Origin of the sequence: Streptomyces prunicolor, assembly GCF_045162825.1 — a bacterium.
Lineage (GTDB): Bacteria > Actinomycetota > Actinomycetes > Streptomycetales > Streptomycetaceae > Streptomyces > Streptomyces prunicolor.
This window is the reverse complement of sequence record NZ_CP108676.1, coordinates 1,995,295-2,020,731: the sequence shown is the minus strand read 5'-3', so window position 1 is coordinate 2,020,731 and position 25,437 is coordinate 1,995,295. Positions and strand designations below refer to the sequence as shown.

Sequence of the window (25,437 nt, the reverse complement as noted above, 5' to 3'; positions counted from 1 at the left end):
CACCGCCGTGTTCCGGCCGAGGTCTCCCGTTCGTCATGTACGCGCACCTACGATCGGCGCGCAGCGACGGGGCGACGCCAGGAGGTTTCATGGACACGCAGGGAACGCAGGGGCCGAACGAGCGAGCGAACGGCACCGGACGACGGGCGCTGCTCGGCGCGGCCGTGCTCGGCGCGGGAGTGGCCGCACTCGGACCGGCGGGCGCGGCGAGAGCCGCCGAGGCGACGACGGCCCGCCACGGAGGCGGCGGCCTGAAGGACCTGCCCAAGCCGACGATCGTCGGTCACCGCGGCACCAGCGGCTACCGCCCGGAGCACACCTTCGGCTCGTACAACCTGGCCCTCGACCTGGGCGCCGACATCGTCGAGGCCGGTGACCTGGTCCCCACGAAGGACGGTCACCTGGTCTGCCGGCACGAGCCGGAGATCGGCGGCACCACCAACGTCGCGGACCACCCCGAGTTCGCCTCCCGCAAGACCACCAAGCTGCTCGACGGCGTCTCCACGACCGGCTGGTTCACCGAGGACTTCACGCTCGCCGAGCTGAAGACCCTGCGCGCGATCGAGCGCATCCCGGTCAACCGCCCGCACAACATGCTCTACAACGGCCGCTGGGAGATCCCCACCTTCGAAGAGGTGCTCAAGTGGCAGGACGAGCAGACCCGCAAGCGCGGCAAGCAGGTCTGGATCTACCCCGAGATGAAGCACCCCACCTACTTCCGCAAGCGCGGATTCGAGATGGAGAAGCTGCTCTCGACGATCCTGCGCAAGCACGGCAAGGACCGTAAGAACTCGCCGGTCCTCATCCAGTCCTTCGAGCCGACCAGCATCGCGAAGATCAACAAACTCGTCGGCAACCCGCTGGTCGTGCTGCTCTCCGGCACGGGCACCCAGCCCTTCGACTTCATCGACCAGGGCGACCCCCGCACGGTCGACGACCTGGTCACGCCCAAGGGTCTCGCCGAGATCGCGAAGTACGCGGACGGCCTGGGCCCGACGCTCGACCTGATCATCACAAAGAACGCCGACGGCAGCCTGAACAAGGAGACCACCCTGGTCGCCGACGCGCACAAGGCGGGCCTGATCCTGCACCCCTACACCATGCGCAACGAGAACCCCTTCCTGCCGCTGGAGTACCGCAAGGGCAGCGCCGCGGACGCCTACGGCGACGCGTTCGGCGCCTTCAAGCGGTACTTCGCCACCGGCATCGACGGTGTCTTCACCGACAACGCCGATACCGGCCTGCTGGCCCGCGCGGACTTCGTCAACGGCTGAGCCCGCCGCCCCGTTGGAGTGACAGACGGCCGCCCCGGCAACCTCGCGCCGGGGCGGCCGCGTCGTGCCGCATATGACGCACCAACTTGTCGCCACCTTGCGCCCCTTGCTCGCCGCCGAGGCCTCGGCCGAGGCATATGCCGCCGGAACCGAGCCCGGCGACCTCGAACAGGCCGTCTGGCTCCGCCTCCTGGAACGCCTCGACACCTCCGGCCCCCCGGTCGACCCCCAGCGCTGGCTCCGCCGCGCGGTCCGCTCGGAGGCCCAGCGCACTCGCCGTACCGCCCGCCTCGAACAGTCGTACGACGATGACCCTGTCGACGACAGTGACCGCGGCCCCGAGCAGGCCGCGCTCGCGGCGGCCAGGCATCGCGCGCTGCATGACGCGGTGAGCCGATTGCCGGGCCGTTGCCCGCGGCTGATGGAGGCGCTCCTGTCGCCCAAGGACCTCACCTACCGCGAGATCGCGGGGGAGTTGGGTATCTCACAGGGCAGTCTCGGCCCGGAACGTTCCAGATGTCTGGGATGTCTTCGGCGATTGCTGACGCCGGAGGTTGCGGCCCACGAAGCACGGGGATAGGAGTGAGGAACCACATGGCGATCAGGTGAGCGGGAGGCGTGCGCACATGGGCATGAGCGTGACCATCTCGGTGGCGACCGAGCAGGACTCAGAGCAGATCTTCAGGCTGCAGTACCTGTGCTTCCAGAGCGAGGCGGCGCTGTACGGCAACTACCGCATCGACCCGCTCGTCCAGAGCCTCGACTCGGTCCGGGACGAGGTCGGTTCCGACTGCGTGTACGTCGCCCGGCTGGGCGAGGAGGTGGTCGGATCGGTCCGCGGCACGGTGACCGAGGACGGCGCTGCGGCCATCGGCAAACTCTGCGTCCACCCGCGCCTCCAGGGCCACGGCATCGGTGCCCGCCTCCTCCGCGCGGCCGAATCGGCCCTCGCCGGAGAGCGCGGCGCCAAGAAGTTCCGCCTGCACACCGGCCACCGCAGCGAGGGCAACCTCCGCCTGTACCGCCGCGTCGGCTACGAGACCGTAGGCACCTCCCAGGGCGACGACGGCGTACCGATGATCGTCCTGGAGAAGCCGGTCGAGGCGTACGTCGCTACGGCGTGACGGTGTCAGCCGTGTCGCCGGAGTCGGCCGTGCGGTTCTTCCGCAGCCAGTACAGCGCCGACAGCGGCAGCAGCACGGGGATGAAGATGTACCCCGCGCCGTAGTACGACCAGACCGTCGCGTCCGGGAAGGCCGAGCTGTCGATCACGGTCAACGTACCGACGATGAGGACACCCGCGAGTTCGGCGGCGCAGCATGCCTGTGCCGCCCTGCGGGCCCTTTCGCCGCCGCGGATCAGGGAGTACGTGATGAATCCGTACACCACGCCCGCGACGGCGGACAGGGAGTAGGCGAGCGGGGCCCGGTCGAACTCGGTGGCGATCTGGTAGACGGAGCGGGAGACCGCGCCGACGACCATCACGCCGTAGAACCAGACGAGCAGCATGCCGGGCCCGCTGATGAGCCGCTTCGGCTTCTCTTCCACGGTGTTCTCTTCCACGGTGGTCATCTCAGCTTCCCCAGATGTCGTAGAGCCGCACTTCGAGCACGGCGAGGACCACACCGCCGGCCGCGACCGTGATCGAACCCCAACGCGTGCGCTCCGTCAGCGACATGAGACCCGCCGCAGGGACGGTCGCGAACGCGCCCAGCAGATACGCCACGAAGATCACCGTGCCCTGCTCGGCCTTCTCGCCGCGCGCCAACTGCACGATGCCGACCACCAGTTGGACCAGGGTCAGCAGGGTGACGACGGCCATGCCGATGAAGTGCCAGTCCTTGGTCGGCTGATCACGGTAGGCCGCCCACCCGCACCAGGCGGCGAGCAGCAGCGCGGCGACACCGGTCGCCGGCGTCAGGGCATCAAGCATGCAGTGACCCTATTACGGGCCATAAGGCCGCTGACCGTAGGGTCGAGTGCATGAAGATCCACGCTGAAGCCCTCCTGTTCGACAACGACGGCACGCTCGTCTCCTCCCTCGAATCCGTGCGCCGGTGCTGGACCCGGTGGGCGGCGGAGTTCGGGATCACCGCCGAGGACTTCGCCCGGGTCGAACTGCACGGGCGGACCGCCGTGGCGATAGCCGCCGACCTGCTGCCCGCCGACGTCGTCCCGGCCGCGGTCGCGCGGATCGAGGCGCTTGAGGTCGAGGACGTGCCCAACGGGGGTGCCGTTCCGCTGCCCGGCACCCGGGACTTCCTCGACTCGCTGCCCGCCGACCGCTGGGCCGTCGTCACCTCCGCCACCCGGCGCCTCGCCGAGGCCCGGCTCGCGCACGCCGGCATCCTCCCCAAGACCCTCGTGGTTGCCGAGGACGTCACCCGCGGGAAGCCGGACCCCGAGCCCTACCTGCTCGCGGCCCGCCAACTGGGCGTCGACCCGGCCCGCTGTGTCGTCTTCGAGGACGCACCGGCGGGACTCCAGGCGGGCCGCGCGGCCGGAATGATCACCGTGGCATTGGCCACAACCCACCAGGCCCACGAGCTCGACGCCGACCTTGTTGTGAGTGACCTGTCAGCCCTGTCCGCGCTGGTCAGCGACGGGGGAGTGGAGATCTCCGCACGCGGCTGACGGGCGTCCGCCGCTGTCCGGCATGCGGACAGCGGCCCTTTGTCAGGACCGTACGTCTGCTTTACTGATTCCATGACCACGACGAGCTACCGCACCCTTGCGACCGAGGCGACCCTGACGCCCGGTGCTCGTTGTATGTGTCGAATGTGCGCCTTCTAGAGGGCCCCCGCACCACCCCCCGGGCTTTGCGCCCCGAGCCTCGCGCCCCGAAGCGAGCCGCTGTGGCATGTCCGTACCTCGTATCTCGTACGTGACTGACGCCGCCCCGCGCACATTTCCCCCCTCGTACCAGGGCACACCCACGCCCGCGTACCCGACAGTCATGGAACCCCAGTGATCACCACATCGGGCCTGACCAAGGTCTACCGCTCACGCGGCCGTGAGGTCACCGCCCTCGACGGCGTCGATCTCCACGTCCGCGAAGGCGAGGTCTACGGCGTCATCGGCCAGTCCGGCGCCGGCAAGTCCTCGCTCATCCGCTGCGTCAACCTGCTGGAGAAGCCCACCGCCGGCACGGTCACCGTCGCCGGGCAGGACCTCACCGCCCTCGCCGGGCGCGGACCGCGTGCCGGACGGGAACTCCGGCAGGCGCGCAGCCGTATCGGCATGGTCTTCCAGCACTTCAACCTGCTCTCCTCGCGGACCGTGCAGGACAACATCGAGCTGCCCCTCGAAATCCTTGGCAAGTCCGGGAAGGAACGGTCCGCCAAGGCCCTCGAACTCCTCGACCTCGTAGGGCTCGCCGACAAGGCGAAGTCCTACCCGGCGCAGCTCTCCGGCGGCCAGAAGCAGCGCGTCGGCATCGCCCGCGCGCTGGCCGGCGACCCCAAGGTGCTGCTCTCCGACGAGGCCACCAGCGCGCTCGACCCGGAGACCACCCGCTCGATCCTCCAGCTGCTGCGCGACCTGAACCGGCAGCTGGGCCTGACCGTCCTGCTCATCACCCATGAGATGGACGTCGTCAAGAACGTGTGCGACTCGGCCGCCCTGATGCGGAACGGCCGCATCGTCGAGTCCGGCACGGTGAGCGAACTGCTCGCGACCCCGGGCTCCGAGCTGGCCTCCGCGCTCTTCCCGGTCAGCGGCGACGCGCACGGCGCGGACCGCACGGTAGTCGACGTCACCTTCCACGGCGAGGCCGCCACCCAGCCCGTCATCTCCCAGCTCTCGCGCACCTACAACATCGACATCTCGATCCTCGGCGCCGCCATCGACACCGTCGGCGGACTCCAGGTCGGCCGTATGCGCATCGAACTGCCCGGCTGCTACGACGACAACGTCGTGCCCATCGGCTTCCTGCGCGAACAGGGCCTGCAGATCGACGTGTTGGGCCAGGAGCCCGTACTGCTGAAGGAAGGTGCCAAGTGACCTGGTCGGAGATGCAGCCCCTGCTGTCCCAGGCGTGTTGGGACACGCTGTACATGGTCGGCTGGTCCACGGTCATCGCCGTCGTCGGCGGACTCCCGCTCGGCATCCTGCTGGTCCTGACCGACCGCGGCGGACTGCTCCAGAACGTCGCCGCCAACAAGGTCATCGGGCAGATCGTGAACGTTGCCCGCTCGCTGCCGTTCATCATCCTCATGGTCGCGCTGATGAACTTCACCCGGACCATCACCGGCACGACCATCGGCCGCGAGGCCGCCATCGTGCCGCTCGCGATCGGGGCAATTCCCTTCTTCGCGCGCCTTGTTGAGACGGCTGTCCGGGAAGTGGACGGCGGGCTCGTCGAGGCCGTGCAGTCGATGGGCGGCAACACCTGGACCGTCGTACGCAAGGTCCTCGTACCGGAGTCCCTGCCCTCGCTGATCTCCAGCACCACCACCACGATCGTCGCGCTCATCGGCTACTCCGCGATGGCCGGCACGGTCGGCGCCGGCGGCCTCGGCGACATCGCCATCCGCTACGGCTACCAGCGCTTCGAGACCCAGCTGATGTGGATCACCGTGGCGATCCTCGCGGTCGTCATCTCCCTCATCCAGTTCGCCGGCGACTACGCGGCCCGCTCGCTGCACCGGCGCGGCGGACAGTCCGGTGCCGGGCCGAGGCTCCGGCTGCTGAAGGCGTCCACCGCGACGAGCGAGACCGTCTGAGCCGGGGCGCCTGTCCCACCCCTCCCATAGCTCCCCGCACCACCCATCGCGGGGTCGTACCACGCAACACCCTTCAGGAAAGGCACTTTTCGTGCGTAACACCGCAAAGCTCACCACCGCCGTCCTCGCCGCCGGAGCGCTCACCTTCGCGCTCTCCGCCTGCGGCTCGGACAAGGGTTCCTCCTCGGCCGCCTCCTCCGACTACAGCGGACCGCTGGTCGTCGCCGCGAGCCCGACCCCGCACGCCGAGATCCTGAACTTCGTCAAGAAGAACCTGGCGAAGAAGGCCGGACTCGACCTGGAGGTAAAGGAGTTCCAGGACTACATCGTCCCCAACACGGCGACCGAGGACGGCTCGGTGGACGCCAACTACTTCCAGAACCAGCCCTACCTCGACGACTTCAACAAGAAGCGCGGCACCCACATCGTGCCCGTCGTCACCGTGCACCTGGAGCCGCTCGGCCTCTACTCCCACAAGGTCAAGAGCGCCGATGCCCTGAAGAGCGGCGCGACGGTCGCCGTCCCGAACGACGCCGTGAACGAGGCCCGCGCCCTCAAGCTGCTCGCCGCCAACGGGCTCATCACCCTCAAGGCCGGCGCCGGCACCGAGGCCACCCCGCAGGACATCGACAAGAACCCCAAGGGCCTCAAGTTCAAGGAGGTCGAGGCGGCCCAGACCGCGCGCTCCCTGGACGACGTGGACGCGGCGGTCGTCAACGGCAACTACGCGATCTCCGCCGGTCTCAAGCCCGCCACGGACTCCCTCGTCCTGGAGTCCGCGAAGAACAGCCCCTACGGCAACTTCCTCGCCGTGAAGAAGGGCAACGAGAAGGACCCGCGCGTCAAGAAGCTCGCGAAGCTGCTGACCTCGCCCGAGGTGAAGAAGTTCATCGAGGACAAGTACGCGGGTTCCGTCATCCCGTCCTTCTGATCCGAATCGGGGGAATCACCATGCGCAAGAGCATCGCCGTCACGGCGGCGGGACTCGCCGTGACCGTCTTCGGCCTCACGGCCTGCGGTTCGGGTTCCGACGCCGGCTCGGGCAAGAGCGGTGACAAGGCCGACGGCACGCTCGTCGTCGGCGCCACCGCCGTGCCGGCCGGCGAGGTCCTGACGTACATCAAGGACGACCTGGCCGCGAAGGCCGGATTGAAGCTGGAGATCAAGGAGTTCACGGACTACGTCCTGCCGAACACCGCGCTCCAGGAGGGCTCGCTGGACGCGAACCTCTACCAGAACCAGCCCTTCCTGGACGAGTTCAACAAGTCCAAGGGCACCGACCTGGTCTCGGTCGTCAAGGCGTATCTGCCGCCGATGGGCGTGTACTCCAAGAAGGTCAAGGACATCGCGAAGCTCGCCGACGGAGCCACCGTCGCCGTGCCGAACGAGACCACCAACGAGGGACGCGCCCTCAAACTCCTCGCCGCCAAGGGGCTGATCACGCTCAAGAAGGGCGCGGGCACGGACGCGTCGCCCGCGGACATCTCGTCGAACCCGAAGCACCTGAGGTTCAAGGAACTCGACCCGGCCCAACTGCCGCGCTCGCTCGACGACTTGGACGTGGCCGTCATCAACAACAACTACGCCCAGGACGCGGGCCTCAGCCCCGCCGAGGACGCGATCCTCCTGGAGTCGGCGAAGGACAACCCCTACGCCAACCTCCTGGCCGTCAAGCGCGGCAACGAGGACGACCCCCGGGTCGAGAAGCTCGCGAAGCTGCTCGTCTCCGCCGACGTGAAGAAGTTCATAGCGGAGAAGTACAAGGGCTCTGTCCTGCCGGTCACTTCCGGCTGACGGGGGCGTATACGGCGTATCACCACGCACGGGGTCCACGTCCTCACGATGAGTGGACCCCGTGATGTGGTTCCCTGCTTTCATGCTGCATGCTGGGCAGTTCAGGTAGGCCCGGAACATTTTCCGAAGGTTACGGAGCGGCGCATGACGAGCACCTTCCCCAACATCTCCATCAGCACGGAGCGGTTGGTGCTGCGGCCCCTCGACGAGGACGACATCCCCGCGCTGACGGAGATGATGAACGACGAACAGGTCGGGTCCTGGACCGACGTCCCCCAGCCCTACACCGAGGCCCGGGCCCGCCGTTGGATCACCGAGTACGCGCCCGACGAACGCACTTCGGGCCGCGGCCTGGACCTCGCCGTCACCGAGTTCCTCACCCAACGGCTGGTCGGCATCGTCCAACTCACCAAGACCGACTGGCACATCAGGTCCACCGAGCTGTCGTACATCACCGCCCCCTGGGCGCGCGGCGAGGGCTACGCCTCCGAGGCCGCGCTCGCCACCGCCCAATGGCTGTTCGGGGACCAGAAGTTGGAGCGCATCGAACTGCGCACCGCCGCCGACAACACGGCCTCCCAGCAGGTGGCGCAGAAGATCGGGTGCATCAGCGAGGGCGTCCTGCGGGGCGCGTGCATAGTGCATGTCCACGGCGACGACGGCACCTGGTCCGACGTCCGCACCGACTTCATCGTGTGGAGCCTCCTCCCCGAGGACCTGGAGGGCACGGCCGAACAGCTCGAAGACGTCGACGGTTTCACGTCGTTCGCCGACTGGAACTGAAACCGGCGGGTACAGCCCAGGGAGCACCGCCCAGCCGCACCAGGTACCCTCACGGTGCCCGCGTACGGGCCGCTTTCCCCATGACCTGCGAATTACCCCTGGAGACTGACGACGATGGCCGACCGCGTCACGGTGATCGGCTGGGACGGCTCTCCGCTGACCGCCGCGGCACGCTCCGCTCTCGCCGCCGCCACCCTGGTGGCCGGCGCACCCCACCATCTCTCGCTCCCCGAGGTACCGGAGCGCGCCGAGCGCATCCGCCTCGGCAGCGTCGCCCTCGCCGCCCGCCGCATCGCCGGGCACCGCGGCACGGCGGTCGTGTTCGCCGACGGGGACCCCGGCTTCTTCGGAGTCGTACGGACCCTGCACGCGCCCGAGTTCGGCCTGGAGGTCGAGGTCGTCCCCGCGGTCTCCTCCGTGGCCGCCGCGTTCGCCCGCGCCGGTATGCCCTGGGACGACGCACAGGTGGTCGTCGCACACAGGCGCACCCTGCGACGCGCGGTGAACGTGTGCCGGGCCCACACAAAGGTCGCCGTCCTCACCTCACCGGGCGCCGGCCCCGCCGAACTCGGTCTCCTCATGGAGGGCGTCCACCGCACCTTCGTCATCTGCGAGGAACTCGGCACCGAGCACGAGCAGGTCACCGTCCTCACCTCCGACAAGGCCGCCGACCGCACCTGGCGCGACCCCAACGTCGTGATCGTCATGGGCGGCCCGGTCGGCCCGAACGTCACCGGCGTCACGGGCGAGAGCTGGATCGCCGGCCGCGACCCGTCCGCGGTCGCCCGCGGCTGGACCCTCCCCGCCGAGGCCTACGGCGGTGAGCTCGGCGAAGGTGAGACAGATCTGCTCCGGGCGGCCCAACTCGCCCGTCTGGGCCCGCGCGTCGGAGACCTGGTGTGGGACATCGGCTGCGGCAGCGGCGCCTTCGCCATCGAGGCGGCCCGCGCCGGAGCCGCCGTCATCGCCGTCGACCGCGACACCCAGGCCTGCACCCGCACCGACTCCGCGGCACGCAGCTTCGGCGTGCACCTCCAGATCGTCCAGGGCGAAGCCCCGCACATCCTGGAGAACCTCCCCGAACCTGACGTAGTACGGGTCGGCGCCGGGGGAGTGGCCGTCGTCTCCGCGGTCGCCGACCGGCGCCCGCAGCGCATCGTGGCGCACGCCGCCACCCGCGACGAGGCCGAACTCGTCGGCCGCGACCTCACGGAGCACGGCTATCACGTCGAGTGCGCCCTCCTCCAGTCCGTCGAACTCGACACCAGGGCCTGGACGGAGACGGAACGGAGCGTCGCGTTCCTGCTCAGCGGCCTCCTTCCGGAGCGCGTTTCGTGACCCCCCGAACCGTCCCCGTGATCCTGTTGTCGTACTGCGCGCGGTAGGCTGGCGGACTGTTGTACCGCTTCGGGTGACCCGGCACTTCGTTCGTCAATGTCCGGAAAACCCGCCCGTTTTGGGGTGAGTGTGGTACGGCGGAACCGGAGGACGCGCAACGTGGCGCAGTCCACAGCGGGCCGTCGCGGATCAAGCTGTCGTGACGGCGCAACGGCCGCGACAATGCCATTCAATGGCTTTGTCGTCTAAATGGCTTTGTCGCTTTTTGGCGTCGGGTCGTTCGTGCCGCTGGACAGGCACGCTCGTTCTCCACTGCGGGGCGGTCGGTGCGCCGTTCCCGGTGAGCGGGTCGTAGAAGCACTAACCGATGGGCGAGGGGTACGCATGACCGACACCGGCCAGATCCCGGCCGAGGGGCTGCCGGAGAACGCAGGCATGGTGGAACAGCCAGGCGTTCCCGCGCACGGCGCGTACACCTACCTCTCCGAGACCCCCGCCGAGGACGAGGACCTGTTGCTGCTGCCGGGCGCCCAGGGCGCCTGGGGCAACGAGGTCCCGCCCCCCACCCCCGAGCCCGTCGTCGAGACGGTCCAGGAGTCCGCTCCGCACGAGCCCGCCGCGCACGAGCCCGGCCCGCATGAGACGGCCGGCCGTGACAGCGGCTCCGTCGACCTGGGTGGCGTACGACTTCCCGCGCCGCCGCCCGCGCCGGTTCCGCCGCGCCGTCCGCTGCACCTCGGCCCGCCCCTCCCCGACACCTCCGCGAGCCCGGTCCGCTCCCTCGCCGACCGCGGTCCCGCGGGCGCGCCGGTACGGCAGCAGGGCCCGCCGACGACCGGCCCCGAGTACTTCGACGCACCCCAACTCCGCGACCTGCCCCCGCAGGGCGCGGCTCCCTGGGGTGCGCAGGTTCCGGTGAGCGCCGGGGTGCAGGGCGCGGAAACGGTTGTTCCGGTTGGCGAATCGGTGGTGAGCGACTCCGTCGGCGGTGGTATCGCCATGGCCTTGGACGCCGGGGTTGTCGTGCCTGAGCCGGATCCGGTCAAGAGCGTTGGCGTAAGTGCAGGTACAGGTGCAGGTATCGGTTTGGCGCAGGCTCCCGATGCCGGTGGCGCCTGGCAGGGGCATGGGCAGTCGTTCGCGGGGGAGCCCGCGGCTGCGTTCGCCCACGTGAGCACGGAGGGTTCCGGAAACGCCGGTGTTCCCGAGGCGGGTCAACTGCCGGAGGGCGCCGAGGGTTTGATCACCGGGCAGGACCAGGCGCAGGTACCGGAGCAGTCACCAGCGCAGGTTCAGGCGCAGGTGGATGAGCAGGGCCCCGATGCGGGGTTCGTGCCGGGCGGCGACGGACACGGTGCTGACGCCGGGTATGCGCCGGAGGACGCGGGCGCCCCGGTGGCTGCGCCGGTGACCGAGGACGCGTTTGCTGTGAACGCCGGGCAGGAGCCGGAGCAGGTTGCCGCTGCGGTCGCCGTGCCGGGTGCGGAGGTTGCGCCGGAGCCCGAGGCCGCCGTGCCGGGTACCGAGGTCGCCGCGCCGGGTATCGAGATCCCGCCGGGTGCCGATGTCACGCCGGAGTTCGAGGTCGTGCCGGGTTCCGAGGGGGCGTTCGCTTCCGAGGGCGCGGTGCTGCCGGAGGCCGTTGGCGTGGCGGGAGCCGGAGAGGGGTTCGACGCCGGGTTCGCTGCCGCTGCCGTTGACGAGCAGGGCGCTGTTGACGAGCAAGGTGCTGAGGCCGTGGAGGTCCACGGCGCCGAGCAGGTTGCGGAGCCGGTGTTCGCTCAGGCCGCTGAGCCCTTCGGCGCCGAGGCGGGTCCCGAGACCGGACTCGCGTACGGCGTCGACCAGGCTCCCGAAGACGCCCTCCCGCAAGCCGTCGACCCGGCTCCCGCCTTCACCCCCGCACCTGAAGCCGTAGTCACTCCTGACCAGATCCCTGGAGAGGTAGCCGCCCCGGAGCCGGTCCAGGCAGCGGACGTCGAGTACGTCCCCGTCCCCGACCAGGTTCTTCCCGACCAGGTTCTTGAGGCTCCGTACGCTCCCGAGATCACCCCGGTCGACGAGACCGCTGACGATATTCAGGAAGCCGGGCCAACTCCGGCCACTTTCGCGGGAGTTGAGACACCTCTCGCCCCCGAGGTCGTACCCCTCGCCGTCCCCGAGGCCGAAGCAACTCCGGCCCCCGAGCCCGTCGTAGCCGCCGAACCCCACGTGACGGAGTCGGCAGCCCCCGAGGACGCCTCTTTCCCGGCCGCTGCCCCATCGGAGCCGGAGCCGCAGCCGGAGTTGCAGCTCCGGCCCCAGCCGGAGTTGCAGCCGCAGCCCCACCCGGACGACTCCCTGGGCCGTTTCGTCCCGGTGGAAGGCTCCGTGCCCACCACTCCGCACCTCGCACCGACCCCGCCGCACCCGCTCGTCCTCCCCGCCGAGGAGCAACCGGCGCAGCAACCGGGCGGCGCAGAGGACGCCTTCGCCGCAGTCCCCGCGCCCCGCGAGGCGGACCCCGGCTCGGACCTCGAACCGGAACTCGTACAGCACGCGGACGACCTGGACACCCGGGCCGCCGACCAGGAAGAAGAGAGCACGGCCGCAGTGGAAGAGGTACGAGAGTCCACCGGCCCTGCCGCACCCGCATACAACGACGCCGAGCGCGAGGCCGTGCTCAAGGTGATGCGCGAGCGGCGGGACATCCGCAACGGCTTCCGCAGCGACCCGATCCCGCACGACGTGCTGCTGCGCGTCCTGGAAGCGGCGCACACCGCGCCGTCCGTCGGCCACTCGCAGCCGTGGGACTTCGTGGTCATCCGTTCCGCGGACACCCGCCGGAACATGCACGAACTGGCGCAGAGCCAGCGCGAGGCGTACGCGAAGTCGCTGCCCAAGGGCAGGGCGAAGCAGTTCAAGGAACTGAAGATCGAGGCCATCCTCGACACCCCGGTGAACATCGTCGTCACCGCCGACCCGACCCGCGGCGGTCGCCACACGCTGGGCCGGCACACGCAGCCGCAGATGGCGCCGTACTCCGCCGCCCTCGCCGTCGAGAACCTCTGGCTCGCGGCCCGCGCCGAGGGCTTGGGCGTCGGCTGGGTCAGCTTCTTCGACGAGCGCGAGATGGTCCGCGCGCTCGGCCTGCCGGAGCACCTGGAGGTCATCGCGTACCTCTGCGTCGGCTACGTCGACGAGTTCCCGGACGAGCCCGAACTGATGCAGGCCGGCTGGTCCAAGCGCCGCCCGCTGTCGTGGGTCGTGCACGAGGAGACCTACGGCCGTCGCGCGCTGCCCGGCGAGGACCCGCACGATCTGCTCGCCGAGACCGTCGCCGGTATCCGCCCGCTGGACGCGAAGGCGCTCGGCGAGGCGTGGGAGCGGCAGAAGCGGATGACGAAGCCGCCGGGTTCGCTCGGCATGTTGGAGATCATCTCCGCGCAGCTGTCCGGCCTGTCCCGGCAGTGCCCGCCGCCGATCCCGGAGCCCGCGGCCGTCGCGATCTTCGCCGGCGACCACGGTGTGCACGCGCAGGGCGTCACCCCCTGGCCGCAGGAGGTCACGGCCCAGATGGTCGCCAACTTCCTTGGCGGCGGGGCGGTTTGCAACGCCTTCGCGAGCCAGGTGGGCGCCGAGGTGTGCGTCGTGGATGTGGGGGTCGCGTCCGAACTCCCGGCTACGCCCGGCCTGTTGCCCCGCAAGATCCGTGCCGGTACGTCCGACATGACGACCGGCCCGGCGATGTCCCGCGAGGAGGCCAAGCAGGCCATCGAGGTGGGCATCGAGACGGCCCGCGACCTGGTGGCGGCCGGCAACAAGGCTTTGCTGACAGGTGAGATGGGCATCGCGAACACGACGGCGTCCGCCGCCCTGATCTCGGTCTTCACGGACACCGACCCGGCGGAGGTGACGGGCAGGGGCACCGGCATCAACGACGAGACCCTCGCCCGCAAGACGGAGGTCGTGCGCCGCGCGATCGAACTCCACCAGCCGGACCCGGCCGACCCCATCGGCGTCCTCGCCGCGGTGGGCGGCTTCGAACACGCGGCCATGGTCGGCCTGTTGCTCGGCGGCGCGTCCCTGCGTACGCCGGTGATCCTGGACGGCGTCAGTGCCGGCGCGGCGGCTCTCGTGGCCCGCGCGATCGCACCCGAGGTCCTCGCGGCGTGCATCGCCGGCCACCGCAGCGCAGAACCGGGTCACGTGGCCGCGCTGAACAAGCTCGGCCTGCGCCCCTTGGTCGACCTGGACCTCCGCCTCGGCGAGGGCACGGGCGCGCTGCTGGCCCTGCCGCTGGTGCAGAGCACGGCGCGGGCGATGCACGAGGTGGCGACGTTCGACTCGGCCGGCGTCACCGAGAAGTAGACCGACCCGGACCGGGGGTGGGGTGGGCACGCGTTCCGTCGCGTCCACCCCACCCCCGCCGTACGCTGAACGCACCCTAAAATCCGCACGTCAGGGCCGCTCCAGAGCCGTAGCGCCCACCGCACGCCCGTCCGAGGAGCCGCACCCTCATGGCCGAAAACCCCGCCTACCCCGTAGGCCTCCGCCTCACCGGCCGCAGGGTCGTCGTCCTCGGCGGCGGCCAGGTCGCCCAGCGCCGCCTCCCGGCACTGATCGCGGCGGGCGCGGACATCACCCTGGTGTCCCCCGAGGCGACCCCATCCGTGGAGGCGATGGCGGACGCGGGCGAGATCACCTGGGAGCGCCGCCCGTACGCGGAAGGCGACCTGGCGAACGCCTGGTACGCCCTGATCGCCACCACGGACCAGGAAGCGAACAACCGCGCCTCCGCCGAAGCCGAGACGAACCGCGTCTGGTGCGTCCGCTCCGACGACGCCGACCAGGCCACCGCATGGACCCCGGCGACGGGCCACAGCGAGGGCGTCACGATCGCCGTACTCACCACGGACGCGCGCGGCCGGGACCCCCGCCACACCGCCGCGATCCGCGACGCGGTCGTCGCGGGCCTGCGCGACGGCACCCTCGTCGCCCCCCACCACCGCACCCGCACTCCGGGCGTCGCCCTCGTCGGCGGCGGCCCCGGTGACCCGGACCTGATCACGGTCCGCGGCCGCCGCCTCCTCGCCGAGGCCGACGTGGTCATCGCCGACCGCCTCGGCCCCCGCGACCTCCTCGCCGAACTCCCCCCGCACGTCGAGGTGATCGACGCGGCGAAGATCCCGTACGGCCGTTACATGGCCCAGGAGGCCATCAACAACGCCCTGATCGAACACGCCAAGCAGGGCAAGTCGGTGGTCCGCCTCAAGGGCGGCGACCCCTTCGTCTACGGCCGTGGCATGGAGGAGGTCCAGGCGCTCGCGGAGGCCGGCATCCCGTGCACGGTCGTACCCGGCATCTCCAGCTCGATCTCGGTACCGGGCGCGGCAGGCATCCCGGTCACCCATCGCGGCGTAGCACACGAGTTCACGGTGGTCAGCGGCCATGTGGCCCCTGACGACGAGCGTTCGCTGGTCGACTGGCCGTCCCTCGCGAAGCTCACCGGCACGCTGGTGGTCCTGATGGGCGTGGACAAGATCGGAAAGATCGCCGAAACCCTGATCGCGCACGGCAAGTCGGCCGACACCCCCGTCGCCCTCATCCAGGAGGGCACGACGGCCGCCCAGCGCCGCGTGGACGCAACGCTCGCGACGGTCGGCGAGACGGCACGCGCCGAGGACGTGAAGCCGCCGGCGGTGATCGTCATCGGCGCGGTGGTCACTGTGGGCCCGAAGACCTCCGGGTAATCCGTGGCATCTGCGTAACCCCGGGTAACACAACCCGTTCCCAGCCGTTGGCACCACACCCAGGACAAGGCAGTATCACCCTGTGGCCGATCTCATCACCGTTGAGGATCCCGACGACCCGCGCCTGCGTGATTACACGGGCCTGACCGACGTAGAGCTGCGCCGCAAGCGCGAACCGGCCGAGGGCCTGTTCATCGCCGAGGGCGAGAAGGTCATCAGACGGGCCAAGGACGCGGGCTACGAGATGCGTTCGATGCTGCTGTCCGCGAAGTGGGTCGACGTCATGCGGGACGTCATCGACGAACTCCCGGCCCCGGTCTACGCGGTGAGCCCGGAGTTGGCCGAACGCGTCACGGGCTACCACGTCCATCGAGGCGCACTCGCCTCCATGCAACGCAAACCGCTCCCGACGGCGGACGAACTCCTCCAGACCACCCGCAGGGTCGTCGTCATGGAGTCGGTCAACGACCACACCAACATCGGCGCGATCTTCCGCTCGGCGGCGGCGCTGGGCATGGACGCGGTCCTGCTGTCTCCCGACTGCGCGGACCCTTTGTACCGCCGCAGCGTGAAGGTCTCGATGGGTGCGGTCTTCTCCGTCCCCTACGCCCGCCTGGACAGCTGGCCCAAGGGCCTGGAGTCGGTCCGAGAGGCAGGCTTCACACTCCTAGCCCTCACTCCGGACGAAAAGGCGAAGAGCCTCGACGAAGCGGCCCCGCACCGCATGGACCGCGTAGCCCTCATGCTGGGCGCCGAGGGCGACGGCCTGTCGACCCAGGCCCTGGTGGCGGCCGACGAATGGGTCCGCATCCCCATGGCCCACGGCGTCGACTCCCTCAACGTCGGCGCCGCGGCTGCCGTAGCCTTCTACGCGGTGGCCACCGGCCGCCCCGAACTCTAGGAGCCCGCTTGGCCCAGCGTGAGGCGATCGTCGCCGTCCTCCGACGAGCGGACCGCGTCCTGGTCATCCGCCGCGGCCCCGACTCGGCCCGCTCCGGCTACTGGGCCCCGCTCAGCGGCAAACTGGAACCCGGGGAGACCCAGGAAGAGGCCCTGGTCAGAGAGGTCCACGAGGAGGTGGGCCTCACGGTCTCCCCGCTGTCCAAGGTCTGGCAGTCCGAGACGGACGACGGCATCTTCCGCCTCCACTGGTGGACCGCCACCGAAACAGGCAACGGCACGATCGTCCCCGACCCGGGCGAGGTCTCCGAGGTCCGCTGGGTCACCCCGGCGGAGTTCCTGACTATGACTCCGCTGTTCGACGCGGACAGGGAGTTCTTCGCGCAGGTGCTGCCGGGCTTGTAGGCGCAGTCCGACTTCTGACCCCGGGCCGGCATAAATCAGCCCCTCCGACCTCTGACCCCCGGTCGGCATAAACCAGCCCGTCCGACTTCTGACCCCGGGCCGGCATAAATCAGCCCGTCCGGCGTTTGAGGACGAGGCCGTTCAGGCCGAAGGGGGGTCTGGGGGCGCAGCCCCCAGGCGGGGCGGAAGGGGCGGCAGCCCCTGGGGATGGGACGGGTAGGGGCGGCGGGGGCGGAAACTACTCGGCAACCCCGCCCACAGCCCCATACCGCCCACCCGAAACCGCCCCGTCCGCCCCGACGACGCTCCCGTGCCCCTGTCCTTGGCGCACACCATCCCCCGTACGCCCAAGCCCATGAGCCGGCCCCGAACACCCCTGAGCCACCGCAATACCCAACGCGACCAACAGCGTCACGACGACGAACACGAACAACCGCTGCCGCAACAACCGCGGATTCGCCGGCCGCCGCCCGGTCCCCGTGGTCCGAGGCCCAGACCGCCCCGCACCACTACGAGGCGCAGGACGACTCCCGCTCCCGGACCGTGAGGTGTTACGCCCCGACGGAGTGGGCCGAGGAGAACCCGGCCGCGACGGCACCCCACCCCCACGCGACGGCACCGCACCCCCACCCCCACGCGACGGACTACCGCCACCCCGGGACGAAGGAGCGGCACCACGAGGCGCCGGAGTCCCCTGAGGACTCTGCGGACGCCGCTGACTCTGGGTCCGCTGCTGCTCCGGATAACTGTCGGTGAGCCGCCCGGTAGGCCGATCAGCCTCCGCCGCACGAGGCCCGGGCGGCCGTACATCAGCCAGCCCCTGAGCCTCACGAGCGGCGATCTCCTTGAGCCGCAAGGACAGTTGAAGCGTGCTGGGCCGCTCCTCGGGATCCTTCGCGAGGCACGCGCGGACCAGCGGCGCGAGCGCGTCCGGCACCCCGTGGAGATGCGCCTCCTCATGCACCACGCGGTACAGCATCACCTCTGAACTACCGTGCCCGAAGGGCGAGTCGGAGGTGGAGGCATACGCGAGCGTGGCCCCGAGCGAGAACACATCGGTGGCCGGAGTGACGGCGGCCCCCCGCACCTGCTCGGGCGCGAGGAACCCGGGCGAACCGACCGCCGTACCGACATGCGTGAGCGTCGACGCACCGGTGGCCCAGGCGATACCGAAGTCGATGATCCGCGGACCCTTGGGGGAGAGGAGGATGTTCGACGGCTTGAGATCCCGGTGGACGACCCCGGCCTCGTGAACCGCGACGAGCCCCTCGGACAGGGCGGCCCCGATGGCAGCGACCTCGGCCGCCCCCAGCGCACCCTCGTCGGCGACCTTGTCGTGCAACGACGGCCCGGGCACGTACTGCGTGGCGAACCACGGCCGATCGGCGTCCAGATCCGCCGCGACCAGCCGAGCCGTGCACCCGCCACGAATCCGCCGGGCGGCCGAGACCTCGCGCGCGAACCGCGAACGGAACTCCTGGTCCTCCGCCAGATCCGGCCGGATGACCTTGAGCGCGACCCGCTGACCCTTGCGGTCGGAGCCCAGATAGACGACGCCCATTCCACCCGCGCCGAGCCGTCTGTGAAGCCTGAACGAGCCGACGACGCGCGGGTCCTCGCGCCTCAGGCGCATCATCGCCATGTTCATCCCCGCTGCCCGGTCCGTGTGACGAGCGACAGCTTACGTTTCCACGGGCGCCCGCGCGCAAAGGCCGCGCCCTCTCGGCCCGACGGATTGTCAGTGCCGAGTGGGAAACTTGAAAGGTGGTCAGAGGCGTTGCGAGCAGCAGGACTTCACACCGCCCCGGACCCCAACCAACCATCACAGAAGGGGGATTGAGCGCGTGAAGGGTGATCGCGTCGAGATAGTGGTGGACGCCGGCGACACAACACGTACATATGAGGTGGTGGCGAGCAGGGCAGGCCGTCGGGTGGAGACGGCGGTGCGCCGAGGGGTGGTGGAAGTGAGCGAAGTCACCCGCAGCGGCTCCGTGGTCCGTACGGCCCGCTTCATGGCGACCAGGGTCCTGGCTCTGGTCGAGCAGCCGGTCCCGCGCGAGGACAGCTCAGAGAAAGCGGGGCACACCGGACTCCCCCTCCGGGAAGACCCCGAGACGTAGGAGCCGGTCTCCACCCAGGGGAGTAGTTCGCAGGTCATCGCTCATCCTCCGGGAGGCCCGCCAATCGGTACGAGGGCATGACGACCCGCACCCGCCGCACGCCTAGATTTGAGGTCAAGCGGCGGGTGCAGCACTCGTCCCCCGAGGTCAGACACCCGCCGCTGCCAACGACAACTGAGCTAGGTCAACGGAGCACGGTCAGGAGAGGGACCATGGCCCATACGGCACCGCGGGCATTGATCCGCGAAGAGGGACGCAAGGCGTACAACGCGGCGTTCCGCACCCGCCGCACGGGCCGTCGCCACCCACTGGTGGCGACCTTGATGGCACTTCCCCTGGCGGTCCTGCTCCTGGTCGTCTTCGACGGCTGGGAGACCGTGGCCACACAGGCGTCGTCCGTGGGAGTGATGCTGGGGCGCTGAGCGGCGACCCCAGGCCCGGAAGAGCGGTCCGGGCGGGGACATCAACCCATGAAACCCCGTGGGGACGGGGGTGCGGCGGACGGCAAAAAAAGCCGGCGCAGCTGGGGAGCTGCGCCGGCTTTGCTTTGCCCCTGGGCTTTTGAGCGCAGGGGATTTCTTTGAGTTTCGAGCGCAGACGGTGCCCTCTTCAACGCAGGCCGGCTACATCCAGCCCGTCCGGCGTTTGAGGACGAGGCCGTTCAGGCCGAAGGGGGGTCTGGGGGCGCAGCCCCCAGGCGGGGCGGAAGGGGCGGCAGCCCCCGGGGATGGGACGGGTAGGGGCGGCGGGGGCGAAAACCCCTCGGCACCACACGACGTACGCTCGCGACGAACCCCCACCTCCAACTTCACCCCCCGCCCCCAGGAAGCGCGATGCCCCGAACCCCCTTGCTCGCTGACCTCACCGCCCGAGCCAGGACCACGGCCCACGCGCGCACAGAGCCCTGCCCCTGCGGAGCAACCACCACCCTCACCGACCGACCCGACGGCACAGTCGTCCGCCACGAGGACACCGTCGCCAAGGCCCACGCCCCGCACACGGACCCCACCCACCTCACCGCCCGCCTCACCACGGCCGACCACCTCCCGGGCATCCTCCTGCCCCCACTCGACCCGACCCCCCTCCACCTGCACGACCGCCTGGTGACCTGCTGGCCCTACGGCACCCCCGTAGACCCGGAAGACCCGGACGCGGCCCCCTGGGAAGCCGCGGCCACCCTCCTCGCCCACCTCCACCGCACGCCACCTCCGACCCCCCTCCCACCCATGCGCGGCCCCCTCAAGGCGGTCCGAGCGATCACCCGCCTCCGCGAGGCAGGCCCGCACCCCGCAGCCGCCCCCGTCCTCCGCGCTTGGACGTCGCTCCCCGCCTGGGCCCGCGCGGAGTCCCCCCAGCCCGACACCACCACCCTCTGCCACGGCGACCTGCACCTCGGCCAACTCGTCCGCTACCCGGCGACCGAGGGCCCCTGGCGGCTGATCGACGTCGACGACCTTGGCGTAGGAGTCCCGGGTTGGGACCTCGGGCGCCCCGCCGCCTGGTACGCCTGCGGACTGCTCCCGCCCGACGAGTGGACCCGCTTCCTGACCGCGTACCGCGCGGCCGGCGGCCCGGCCGTCCCCGCGGCCGGCGACCCCTGGCCCGCCTTGGACGTCCCGGCTCGCGCCCTCACCGTGCAGACCGCCGCCCTGGCGATCGTCAAGGCAGTCACAGCCGGCCGTCCGCTCGACGAGGTGGAGCAGGCCGTCGTGGACGCGTGTGACCGAATGGGTTCCGTCCCGCCCGAGTTGGCGCCCGGATTCGCCAAGTAGGCTGCAACCGACCGGGGTCGGACGGAGTCTGTCCTGGGGAAACACGAAGAAGTACCAACGGGCGAGGAGTTGAGCCGAGCATGCAGTGTCCGAAGTGTCACGCGCAGATGCAGACGTACAACCGCAACGGTGTTCAGATCGAGCAGTGCAGCAACTGCCGCGGGATCTTTCTCGACTACGGCGAGCTCGAGGCGCTGACCCGCGTGGAGTCCCAGTGGCAGCAGCCCGCCCCGCCGCCCCCGGGCCCGCAGGCCTACCCCGCCACGCAGGCCTACCCCGCCCCGCCCGCGCCCGCCTGGGGCGCCCCGCACGGCGGCGGTCACGGCGGTGGCCACTACGGCGGCCACGGCGGCCACCAGCGCCACAAGAGCTTCGGCCACATGCTGTTCTCCAGCTGACCGGTACGCACCGGTACACGAAGAAGCCCCCGGACGCCGTGAGCGCCGGGGGCTTCGGTATGTGGACGATACTGGGATTGAACCAGTGACCTCTTCCGTGTCAGGGAAGCGCTCTCCCGCTGAGCTAATCGTCCTCGGGACCACGATCCGAAGATCATGGGTGCTGCTGCGTGCGCGATACTGGGATTGAACCAGTGACCTCTTCCGTGTCAGGGAAGCGCTCTCCCGCTGAGCTAATCGCGCGGGGATCCTTGCGGATCAGTGGACGATACTGGGATTGAACCAGTGACCTCTTCCGTGTCAGGGAAGCGCTCTCCCGCTGAGCTAATCGTCCTTGGAGGTGGAGACGGGATTTGAACCCGTGTAGACGGCTTTGCAGGCCGTTGCCTCGCCTCTCGGCCACTCCACCAGGAGCGTAGGGATTCGGGAAGATCCCCCACTTTCCTGCGAGCGGACGACCAGGTTCGAACTGGCGACCTCAACCTTGGCAAGGTTGCGCTCTACCAACTGAGCTACGTCCGCTTGTCGTTTCCGTTCGGCTTGCGCGTCACGGCGACGAGTTGAACTCTAGCGGATTCCGGGGCCAGCACAAAAACGCGTTTGTGCAGCGTGCTGGCCTGCGACTACGGGAACACATGGTCAGGGCACCCGCGGTGACATGGCCGGGCAACGTGTGAGACACCCGCCATAGACTCGACGGCGTGTCCCGCCTCACCCCTCTCGCCCGTTTCGGCGGCCGTGTCGCCACCGGTCTCCTCGACGTCACCAGCGATCCCGCGGCCCTGGACTCCACCGGCTTCTGGGCGGTCGCCGCCGACTTCGAGGGCCGTCTGACCTGCGCGCGCTTCCGCGACGTACGACACGAACCGGTCCCGGCACCCGTCCCCGGCGCCTGGCACGCCCCCGCGGCAGACACCTGGACCTCCTCCCTCGACCGGGCCGCCTACACCGCCGGCGTCCGCCGCATCCGGGAGCACATCGCGGCCGGCGAGGTCTACCAGGCCAACCTGTGCCGCGTCCTGTCCGCACCGGTCACCCCCGACGCCGACGTGGACGCCCTCACCGCCCTGCTCGCACGCGGCAATCCGGCGCCGTACGCAGGAACGATCCGCTTGCCCGATCACGGCGTGGAGATAGCCACCGCCTCTCCCGAACTCTTCCTGCGACGCACCGGCAAGGTCGTCGAGTCGGGGCCGATCAAGGGCACCGGGCGGACGGAGTCGGATCTGCTGGAGAAGGACTTCGCCGAGAACGTGATGATCGTGGACCTGGTCCGCAACGACCTCGGCCGCGTGTGCGCCACGGGGACCGTGAGCGTGCCGGACCTGTGCGTGGTGGAGAAGCATCCGGGGCTGGTTCACCTCGTGTCGACGGTACGAGGCGAGCTGCCCGCCGACGCCGGCTGGCCGGAGCTGCTGGCCGCCGCCTTTCCGCCCGGGAGTGTCACCGGAGCCCCCAAGTCCAGTGCCCTGCGCATCATCGACGCCTTGGAGACTGCGCCCCGGGGCCCCTACTGCGGGGGTATCGGCTGGGTCGACGCGGACCGGGGGACCGGTGAACTGGCCGTCGGTATCCGCACGTTCTGGATGGACCGGGCCGACGGCATGCTCCGTTTCGGCACCGGCGCGGGCATCACCTGGGGCTCGGACCCCGAGGGGGAGTGGCGGGAGACCGAGCTGAAGGCGGCACGGCTGCTCGCGATAGCGTCGGGCGCGTACGAGGTGAGCGGAGAGGCTCTTTCATGAAGATCTGGCTCGACGGCGGGCTCCAGGACATCGAGACCGCCCGCGTCTCCGTCTTCGACCACGGACTGACCGTGGGCGACGGCGTTTTCGAGACGGTGAAGGCGACGGACGGCAAGACGTTCGCGCTGACCCGCCATCTCGACCGGCTGACCCGCTCCGCACGCGGACTCGGGCTGCCCGACCCCGACCTGGACGAGGTCCGTCGCGGCTGTGCGGCCGTCCTCGCCGCCAACCCGATGCCGCTCGGCCGACTCCGCATCACGTACACGGGCGGCCACGGGCCCCTCGGTTCCGACCGCGGCGAACACGGCCCGACCCTCGTGGTTGCCCTCGGCGAGTCGAAGCGCCGCCCCGACTCCACGGCCGCCGTCACGGTCCCCTGGACCCGCAACGAGCGCAGTGCCCTCGCGGGCCTGAAGACGACCTCGTACGCCGAGAACGTCGTCGCTCTCGCCCGCGCCCGCCAACACGGCGCCTCCGAGGCCCTGTTCGCCAACACGGTCGGCCAACTCTGCGAGGGCACCGGGTCGAACGTCTTCGTCGTCCTGGACGGCGAGATCCACACCCCGCCCGTCGCCTCCGGCTGTCTCGCCGGCATCACCCGCGCCCTGACCGTCGAATGGACCGGCGCCAAGGAGACCGACCTGCCGCTGGACGTCCTGGAACGCGCCGACGAGGTCTTCCTCACGTCGTCGCTGCGGGACGTACAGGCCGTGCACCTGGTCGACGAGCGCCAACTCCCGGGCGCGGCAGGCCCGGTGACGGCCAAGGCCATGCGCGTGTTCGACGAGCGGTCGGGCGACGACCTCGATCCGTAGCAGCCGTGGTGAGCAGCCCTGTTTATTGGGCTGACCTGGGGCTCCAGGTCGGGTAGAACACAGGAGATGACCACGACCCTGCGGCCGACCGAGCCGCTTCAGCACGAGCCCGACGGGACGCGTTCACGCCGCTACCAGGTGTGTGTGAACAGCCGCCCCGTCGGTGCGATCCACCTCGGCACGAGTCCGTTCTTCGGCGACTCGGTGGCCCAGATCCTGGACCTGCGCATTGAAGAGCAGGACGGTCGGCGCGGCCGGGGCACGGTGGCCGCGCTCGCCGCCGAGGAGGTGGTGCGGGGTTGGGGCTGCGACCGGATCGAGGTGTCCGTGCCCGCGGAGGCGGAGGCGGCGCTCAAGATGGCGACCAACCTCGGATACGTCATCCGCAACCGTCACATGGAGAAGCCCCTCGGCGACATCGCGCCCGAACTGCCCGCAGGGAGCCGGGGGCGGCCCATGTCCCAGGAGGAGTACGGCCCGTGGGAGGACCTCGGGACGGAGGACTTCATCCTGAGCTGGACCGAGCACGGGGTGCCCGAGGCCGAGGCCCGGACCAGGGCTCTCCAGAGCAACGCCGATTTCCTGCCCGACGGACTCGCCACCGCGGACATGCTCTTCAGCGTCCTGGAGCACGAGGGCACGGCGGTGGGCACGCTCTGGACCGGCCTCCGTGAGGGCAAGGGCTTCGTCTACAAGGTCGAGTCCGACGCGCGCTATCGGGGCAGGGGCCACGGCCGCTCCCTGATGCTCCTGGCCGAGGCGCAGGCCGTCGCCGCCGGCCTGCCGGCCATCAAGCTGAACGTCTTCGCGGGCAACACCCCGGCCGAGCGGCTCTACGAGTCACTCGGTTACGAGACGGTCACCTACCACCTGTACAAAAGCCTGCTCTGACGCCTTGCTCTGACGCTTGCCCCGAGGCTCACTCGCCCCCGGCGAGCAACCGGTCGGCGATCTCCTCGATGCGGGCACGGAGTCCGTCCTGGCTCTTGCCGCCGTCGAGCAGTTCGCCGCCGATGACGTACGTCGGGGTGCCGGTGACGCCGATGGCCTTGCCCTCGGCCTGGTCGGCGTCGACGATCAGGATGTGCCTGCCGTCGATCAGCGCGGTGTCGAACTCCTCGGCGTCCAGACCGAGTTCGGCGGCCACCTCGACCAGGAAGGGTTCTCCCTTACGGTCCAGCTCGGCGACCCGGCCGAGCACGGCCTCGATGTAGTCCCAGCCCCGCCCCTGTTCCACGGCCTCCTCGGCGGCCTGCGCGGCGGCGAAGGCGTGCTTGTGCTTCTCCAGCGGGAAGTGCCGCAGCCGCACCTCCAGCCGGTCTCCGTAGCGGGCCCGCAGGGCGCGTACATCGTCCAGGGCGGTGGCGCAGTCCGGGCACTGGAGCTCGCACCAGACGTCGAGGACGGGGGTGCGCACGGAGGGGAGGTCGCTCATGGGACCAGTCTCCCAGCCCCCGCCGCGCCGCCCCAACCGGGACCGGAGGCCGTCTGCGTACGACGCCGACCGGCACCTGCGGAGGACGCGACCCGGAGATGTCCCTGATGTCCGACCGGGGCATGGCATCCCGGGTACCGGACGGTGCAGGATGGAAGGGACGAAGTGCGCGCTGCCCGATCGACCGCACGCTGCCCGA

Annotated in this window: 25 protein-coding genes and 5 tRNA genes; 21 read left to right on the top strand and 9 right to left on the bottom strand. The window is 70.2% G+C overall.

The window, feature by feature from the left end; all coding sequences use genetic code 11:
• Nucleotides 1-89: 89 nt before the first annotated feature.
• The 3 genes from OG588_RS09055 (at nucleotide 90) to OG588_RS09045 (ending at nucleotide 2,398) form a co-directional block, all read left to right on the top strand.
• Nucleotides 90-1,274 (top strand): glycerophosphodiester phosphodiesterase, encoded by a 1,185-nt coding sequence (locus OG588_RS09055; protein WP_405946826.1) that lies wholly within the window; start codon nucleotides 90-92, stop codon nucleotides 1,272-1,274.
• Between the two features lie 73 nt (nucleotides 1,275-1,347).
• The gene (locus tag OG588_RS09050; protein ID WP_405946825.1) at nucleotides 1,348-1,854 is read left to right on the top strand and encodes an RNA polymerase sigma factor; all 507 of its coding nucleotides are present in this window, start codon (nucleotides 1,348-1,350) and stop codon (nucleotides 1,852-1,854) included.
• A gap of 46 nt (nucleotides 1,855-1,900) precedes the next feature.
• The gene (locus OG588_RS09045; protein WP_393043069.1) at nucleotides 1,901-2,398 is read left to right on the top strand and encodes a GNAT family N-acetyltransferase; all 498 of its coding nucleotides are present in this window, start codon (nucleotides 1,901-1,903) and stop codon (nucleotides 2,396-2,398) included.
• Here the strand turns inward: OG588_RS09045 and OG588_RS09040 are convergent.
• The gene (locus OG588_RS09040) at nucleotides 2,388-2,846 is read right to left on the bottom strand and encodes a hypothetical protein (protein ID WP_405946824.1); all 459 of its coding nucleotides are present in this window, start codon (nucleotides 2,844-2,846) and stop codon (nucleotides 2,388-2,390) included. The genes OG588_RS09045 and OG588_RS09040 overlap by 11 nt on opposite strands.
• A gap of 1 nt (nucleotide 2,847) precedes the next feature.
• Nucleotides 2,848-3,207 carry a hypothetical protein gene (locus OG588_RS09035; RefSeq protein WP_405946823.1) on the bottom strand — a complete coding sequence of 120 codons (360 nt, stop codon included), beginning with the start codon at nucleotides 3,205-3,207 and terminating at the stop codon, nucleotides 2,848-2,850.
• Nucleotides 3,208-3,257: 50 nt separating this feature from the next.
• On the opposite strand from OG588_RS09035, the gene OG588_RS09030 reads away from it, so the two are divergent.
• The 11 genes from OG588_RS09030 (at nucleotide 3,258) to OG588_RS08980 (ending at nucleotide 16,950) form a co-directional block, all read left to right on the top strand.
• On the top strand, nucleotides 3,258-3,908 hold the full coding sequence (locus OG588_RS09030) for an HAD family hydrolase (protein WP_405946822.1): 651 nt from the start codon (nucleotides 3,258-3,260) through the stop codon (nucleotides 3,906-3,908).
• Between the two features lie 333 nt (nucleotides 3,909-4,241).
• The gene (locus OG588_RS09025; RefSeq protein WP_405946821.1) at nucleotides 4,242-5,276 is read left to right on the top strand and encodes a methionine ABC transporter ATP-binding protein; all 1,035 of its coding nucleotides are present in this window, start codon (nucleotides 4,242-4,244) and stop codon (nucleotides 5,274-5,276) included.
• Nucleotides 5,273-5,998: a methionine ABC transporter permease gene (locus OG588_RS09020; protein ID WP_019059846.1), complete on the top strand. Its 726-nt coding sequence runs from the start codon at nucleotides 5,273-5,275 to the stop codon at nucleotides 5,996-5,998. The genes OG588_RS09025 and OG588_RS09020 overlap by 4 nt, the downstream gene beginning before the upstream one ends.
• A 91-nt stretch (nucleotides 5,999-6,089) precedes the next feature.
• Nucleotides 6,090-6,929 carry a MetQ/NlpA family ABC transporter substrate-binding protein gene (locus tag OG588_RS09015; protein ID WP_405946820.1) on the top strand — a complete coding sequence of 280 codons (840 nt, stop codon included), beginning with the start codon at nucleotides 6,090-6,092 and terminating at the stop codon, nucleotides 6,927-6,929.
• A 20-nt stretch (nucleotides 6,930-6,949) separates the two neighbouring features.
• Nucleotides 6,950-7,792, top strand: coding sequence for a MetQ/NlpA family ABC transporter substrate-binding protein (locus tag OG588_RS09010; RefSeq protein ID WP_405946819.1), 843 nt, complete (start codon nucleotides 6,950-6,952; stop codon nucleotides 7,790-7,792).
• 144 nt (nucleotides 7,793-7,936) lie between these two features.
• On the top strand, nucleotides 7,937-8,575 hold the full coding sequence (locus OG588_RS09005) for a GNAT family N-acetyltransferase (protein ID WP_405946818.1): 639 nt from the start codon (nucleotides 7,937-7,939) through the stop codon (nucleotides 8,573-8,575).
• A 114-nt stretch (nucleotides 8,576-8,689) separates the two neighbouring features.
• The gene (cbiE, locus tag OG588_RS09000; RefSeq protein WP_405946817.1) at nucleotides 8,690-9,913 is read left to right on the top strand and encodes a precorrin-6y C5,15-methyltransferase (decarboxylating) subunit CbiE; all 1,224 of its coding nucleotides are present in this window, start codon (nucleotides 8,690-8,692) and stop codon (nucleotides 9,911-9,913) included.
• Nucleotides 9,914-10,297: 384 nt separating this feature from the next.
• The gene (cobT, locus tag OG588_RS08995) at nucleotides 10,298-14,263 is read left to right on the top strand and encodes a nicotinate-nucleotide--dimethylbenzimidazole phosphoribosyltransferase (protein ID WP_405946816.1); all 3,966 of its coding nucleotides are present in this window, start codon (nucleotides 10,298-10,300) and stop codon (nucleotides 14,261-14,263) included.
• Nucleotides 14,264-14,412: 149 nt separating this feature from the next.
• Nucleotides 14,413-15,645, top strand: coding sequence for a uroporphyrinogen-III C-methyltransferase (gene cobA / locus OG588_RS08990; protein ID WP_405946815.1), 1,233 nt, complete (start codon nucleotides 14,413-14,415; stop codon nucleotides 15,643-15,645).
• Between the two features lie 82 nt (nucleotides 15,646-15,727).
• Nucleotides 15,728-16,546 carry an RNA methyltransferase gene (locus OG588_RS08985; RefSeq protein ID WP_019059837.1) on the top strand — a complete coding sequence of 273 codons (819 nt, stop codon included), beginning with the start codon at nucleotides 15,728-15,730 and terminating at the stop codon, nucleotides 16,544-16,546.
• A gap of 8 nt (nucleotides 16,547-16,554) precedes the next feature.
• Complete coding sequence (locus tag OG588_RS08980) at nucleotides 16,555-16,950, top strand: NUDIX domain-containing protein (RefSeq protein ID WP_405946814.1); 396 nt, start codon at nucleotides 16,555-16,557, stop codon at nucleotides 16,948-16,950.
• A gap of 238 nt (nucleotides 16,951-17,188) precedes the next feature.
• Here OG588_RS08980 and OG588_RS08975 read toward each other — a convergent pair whose 3' ends face one another.
• On the bottom strand, nucleotides 17,189-18,598 hold the full coding sequence (locus OG588_RS08975; protein WP_405946813.1) for a serine/threonine-protein kinase: 1,410 nt from the start codon (nucleotides 18,596-18,598) through the stop codon (nucleotides 17,189-17,191).
• Between the two features lie 196 nt (nucleotides 18,599-18,794).
• On the opposite strand from OG588_RS08975, the gene OG588_RS08970 reads away from it, so the two are divergent.
• From OG588_RS08970 to OG588_RS08955, 4 genes are all read left to right on the top strand, one after another.
• Nucleotides 18,795-19,070, top strand: coding sequence for a hypothetical protein (locus OG588_RS08970; RefSeq protein WP_033282228.1), 276 nt, complete (start codon nucleotides 18,795-18,797; stop codon nucleotides 19,068-19,070).
• Between the two features lie 212 nt (nucleotides 19,071-19,282).
• Nucleotides 19,283-19,492 (top strand): hypothetical protein, encoded by a 210-nt coding sequence (locus tag OG588_RS08965; RefSeq protein ID WP_026178166.1) that lies wholly within the window; start codon nucleotides 19,283-19,285, stop codon nucleotides 19,490-19,492.
• Nucleotides 19,493-19,903: 411 nt separating this feature from the next.
• On the top strand, nucleotides 19,904-20,842 hold the full coding sequence (locus tag OG588_RS08960) for a phosphotransferase family protein (RefSeq protein ID WP_405946812.1): 939 nt from the start codon (nucleotides 19,904-19,906) through the stop codon (nucleotides 20,840-20,842).
• 80 nt (nucleotides 20,843-20,922) lie between these two features.
• Nucleotides 20,923-21,240, top strand: a complete 318-nt coding sequence (locus OG588_RS08955) for a zf-TFIIB domain-containing protein (RefSeq protein ID WP_405946811.1) — start codon at nucleotides 20,923-20,925, stop codon at nucleotides 21,238-21,240.
• Nucleotides 21,241-21,302: 62 nt separating this feature from the next.
• Here the strand turns inward: OG588_RS08955 and OG588_RS08950 are convergent.
• The 5 genes from OG588_RS08950 to OG588_RS08930 form a co-directional block, all read right to left on the bottom strand.
• Nucleotides 21,303-21,374 (bottom strand) — tRNA-Val (locus OG588_RS08950).
• A gap of 37 nt (nucleotides 21,375-21,411) precedes the next feature.
• Nucleotides 21,412-21,483: transfer RNA gene (locus OG588_RS08945), tRNA-Val, on the bottom strand.
• Between the two features lie 19 nt (nucleotides 21,484-21,502).
• Nucleotides 21,503-21,574 (bottom strand) — tRNA-Val (locus OG588_RS08940).
• Between the two features lies 1 nt (nucleotide 21,575).
• A tRNA-Cys gene (locus OG588_RS08935) sits at nucleotides 21,576-21,649 on the bottom strand.
• 40 nt (nucleotides 21,650-21,689) lie between these two features.
• Nucleotides 21,690-21,762, bottom strand: a tRNA-Gly gene (locus tag OG588_RS08930).
• Between the two features lie 179 nt (nucleotides 21,763-21,941).
• On the opposite strand from OG588_RS08930, the gene OG588_RS08925 reads away from it, so the two are divergent.
• From OG588_RS08925 to OG588_RS08915, 3 genes are all read left to right on the top strand, one after another.
• A complete protein-coding gene (locus tag OG588_RS08925) occupies nucleotides 21,942-22,985 on the top strand; it encodes a chorismate-binding protein (RefSeq protein ID WP_405946810.1) in 1,044 nt (347 codons plus the stop codon).
• Complete coding sequence (locus OG588_RS08920; RefSeq protein WP_405946809.1) at nucleotides 22,982-23,803, top strand: aminotransferase class IV; 822 nt, start codon at nucleotides 22,982-22,984, stop codon at nucleotides 23,801-23,803. Before OG588_RS08925 ends, OG588_RS08920 begins: the two co-directional genes overlap by 4 nt.
• 66 nt (nucleotides 23,804-23,869) lie before the next feature.
• Nucleotides 23,870-24,694, top strand: coding sequence for a GNAT family N-acetyltransferase (locus tag OG588_RS08915; RefSeq protein WP_405946808.1), 825 nt, complete (start codon nucleotides 23,870-23,872; stop codon nucleotides 24,692-24,694).
• 28 nt (nucleotides 24,695-24,722) lie between these two features.
• Here OG588_RS08915 and OG588_RS08910 read toward each other — a convergent pair whose 3' ends face one another.
• On the bottom strand, nucleotides 24,723-25,238 hold the full coding sequence (locus OG588_RS08910) for a DsbA family protein (protein ID WP_405946807.1): 516 nt from the start codon (nucleotides 25,236-25,238) through the stop codon (nucleotides 24,723-24,725).
• Nucleotides 25,239-25,437: the final 199 nt, after the last annotated feature.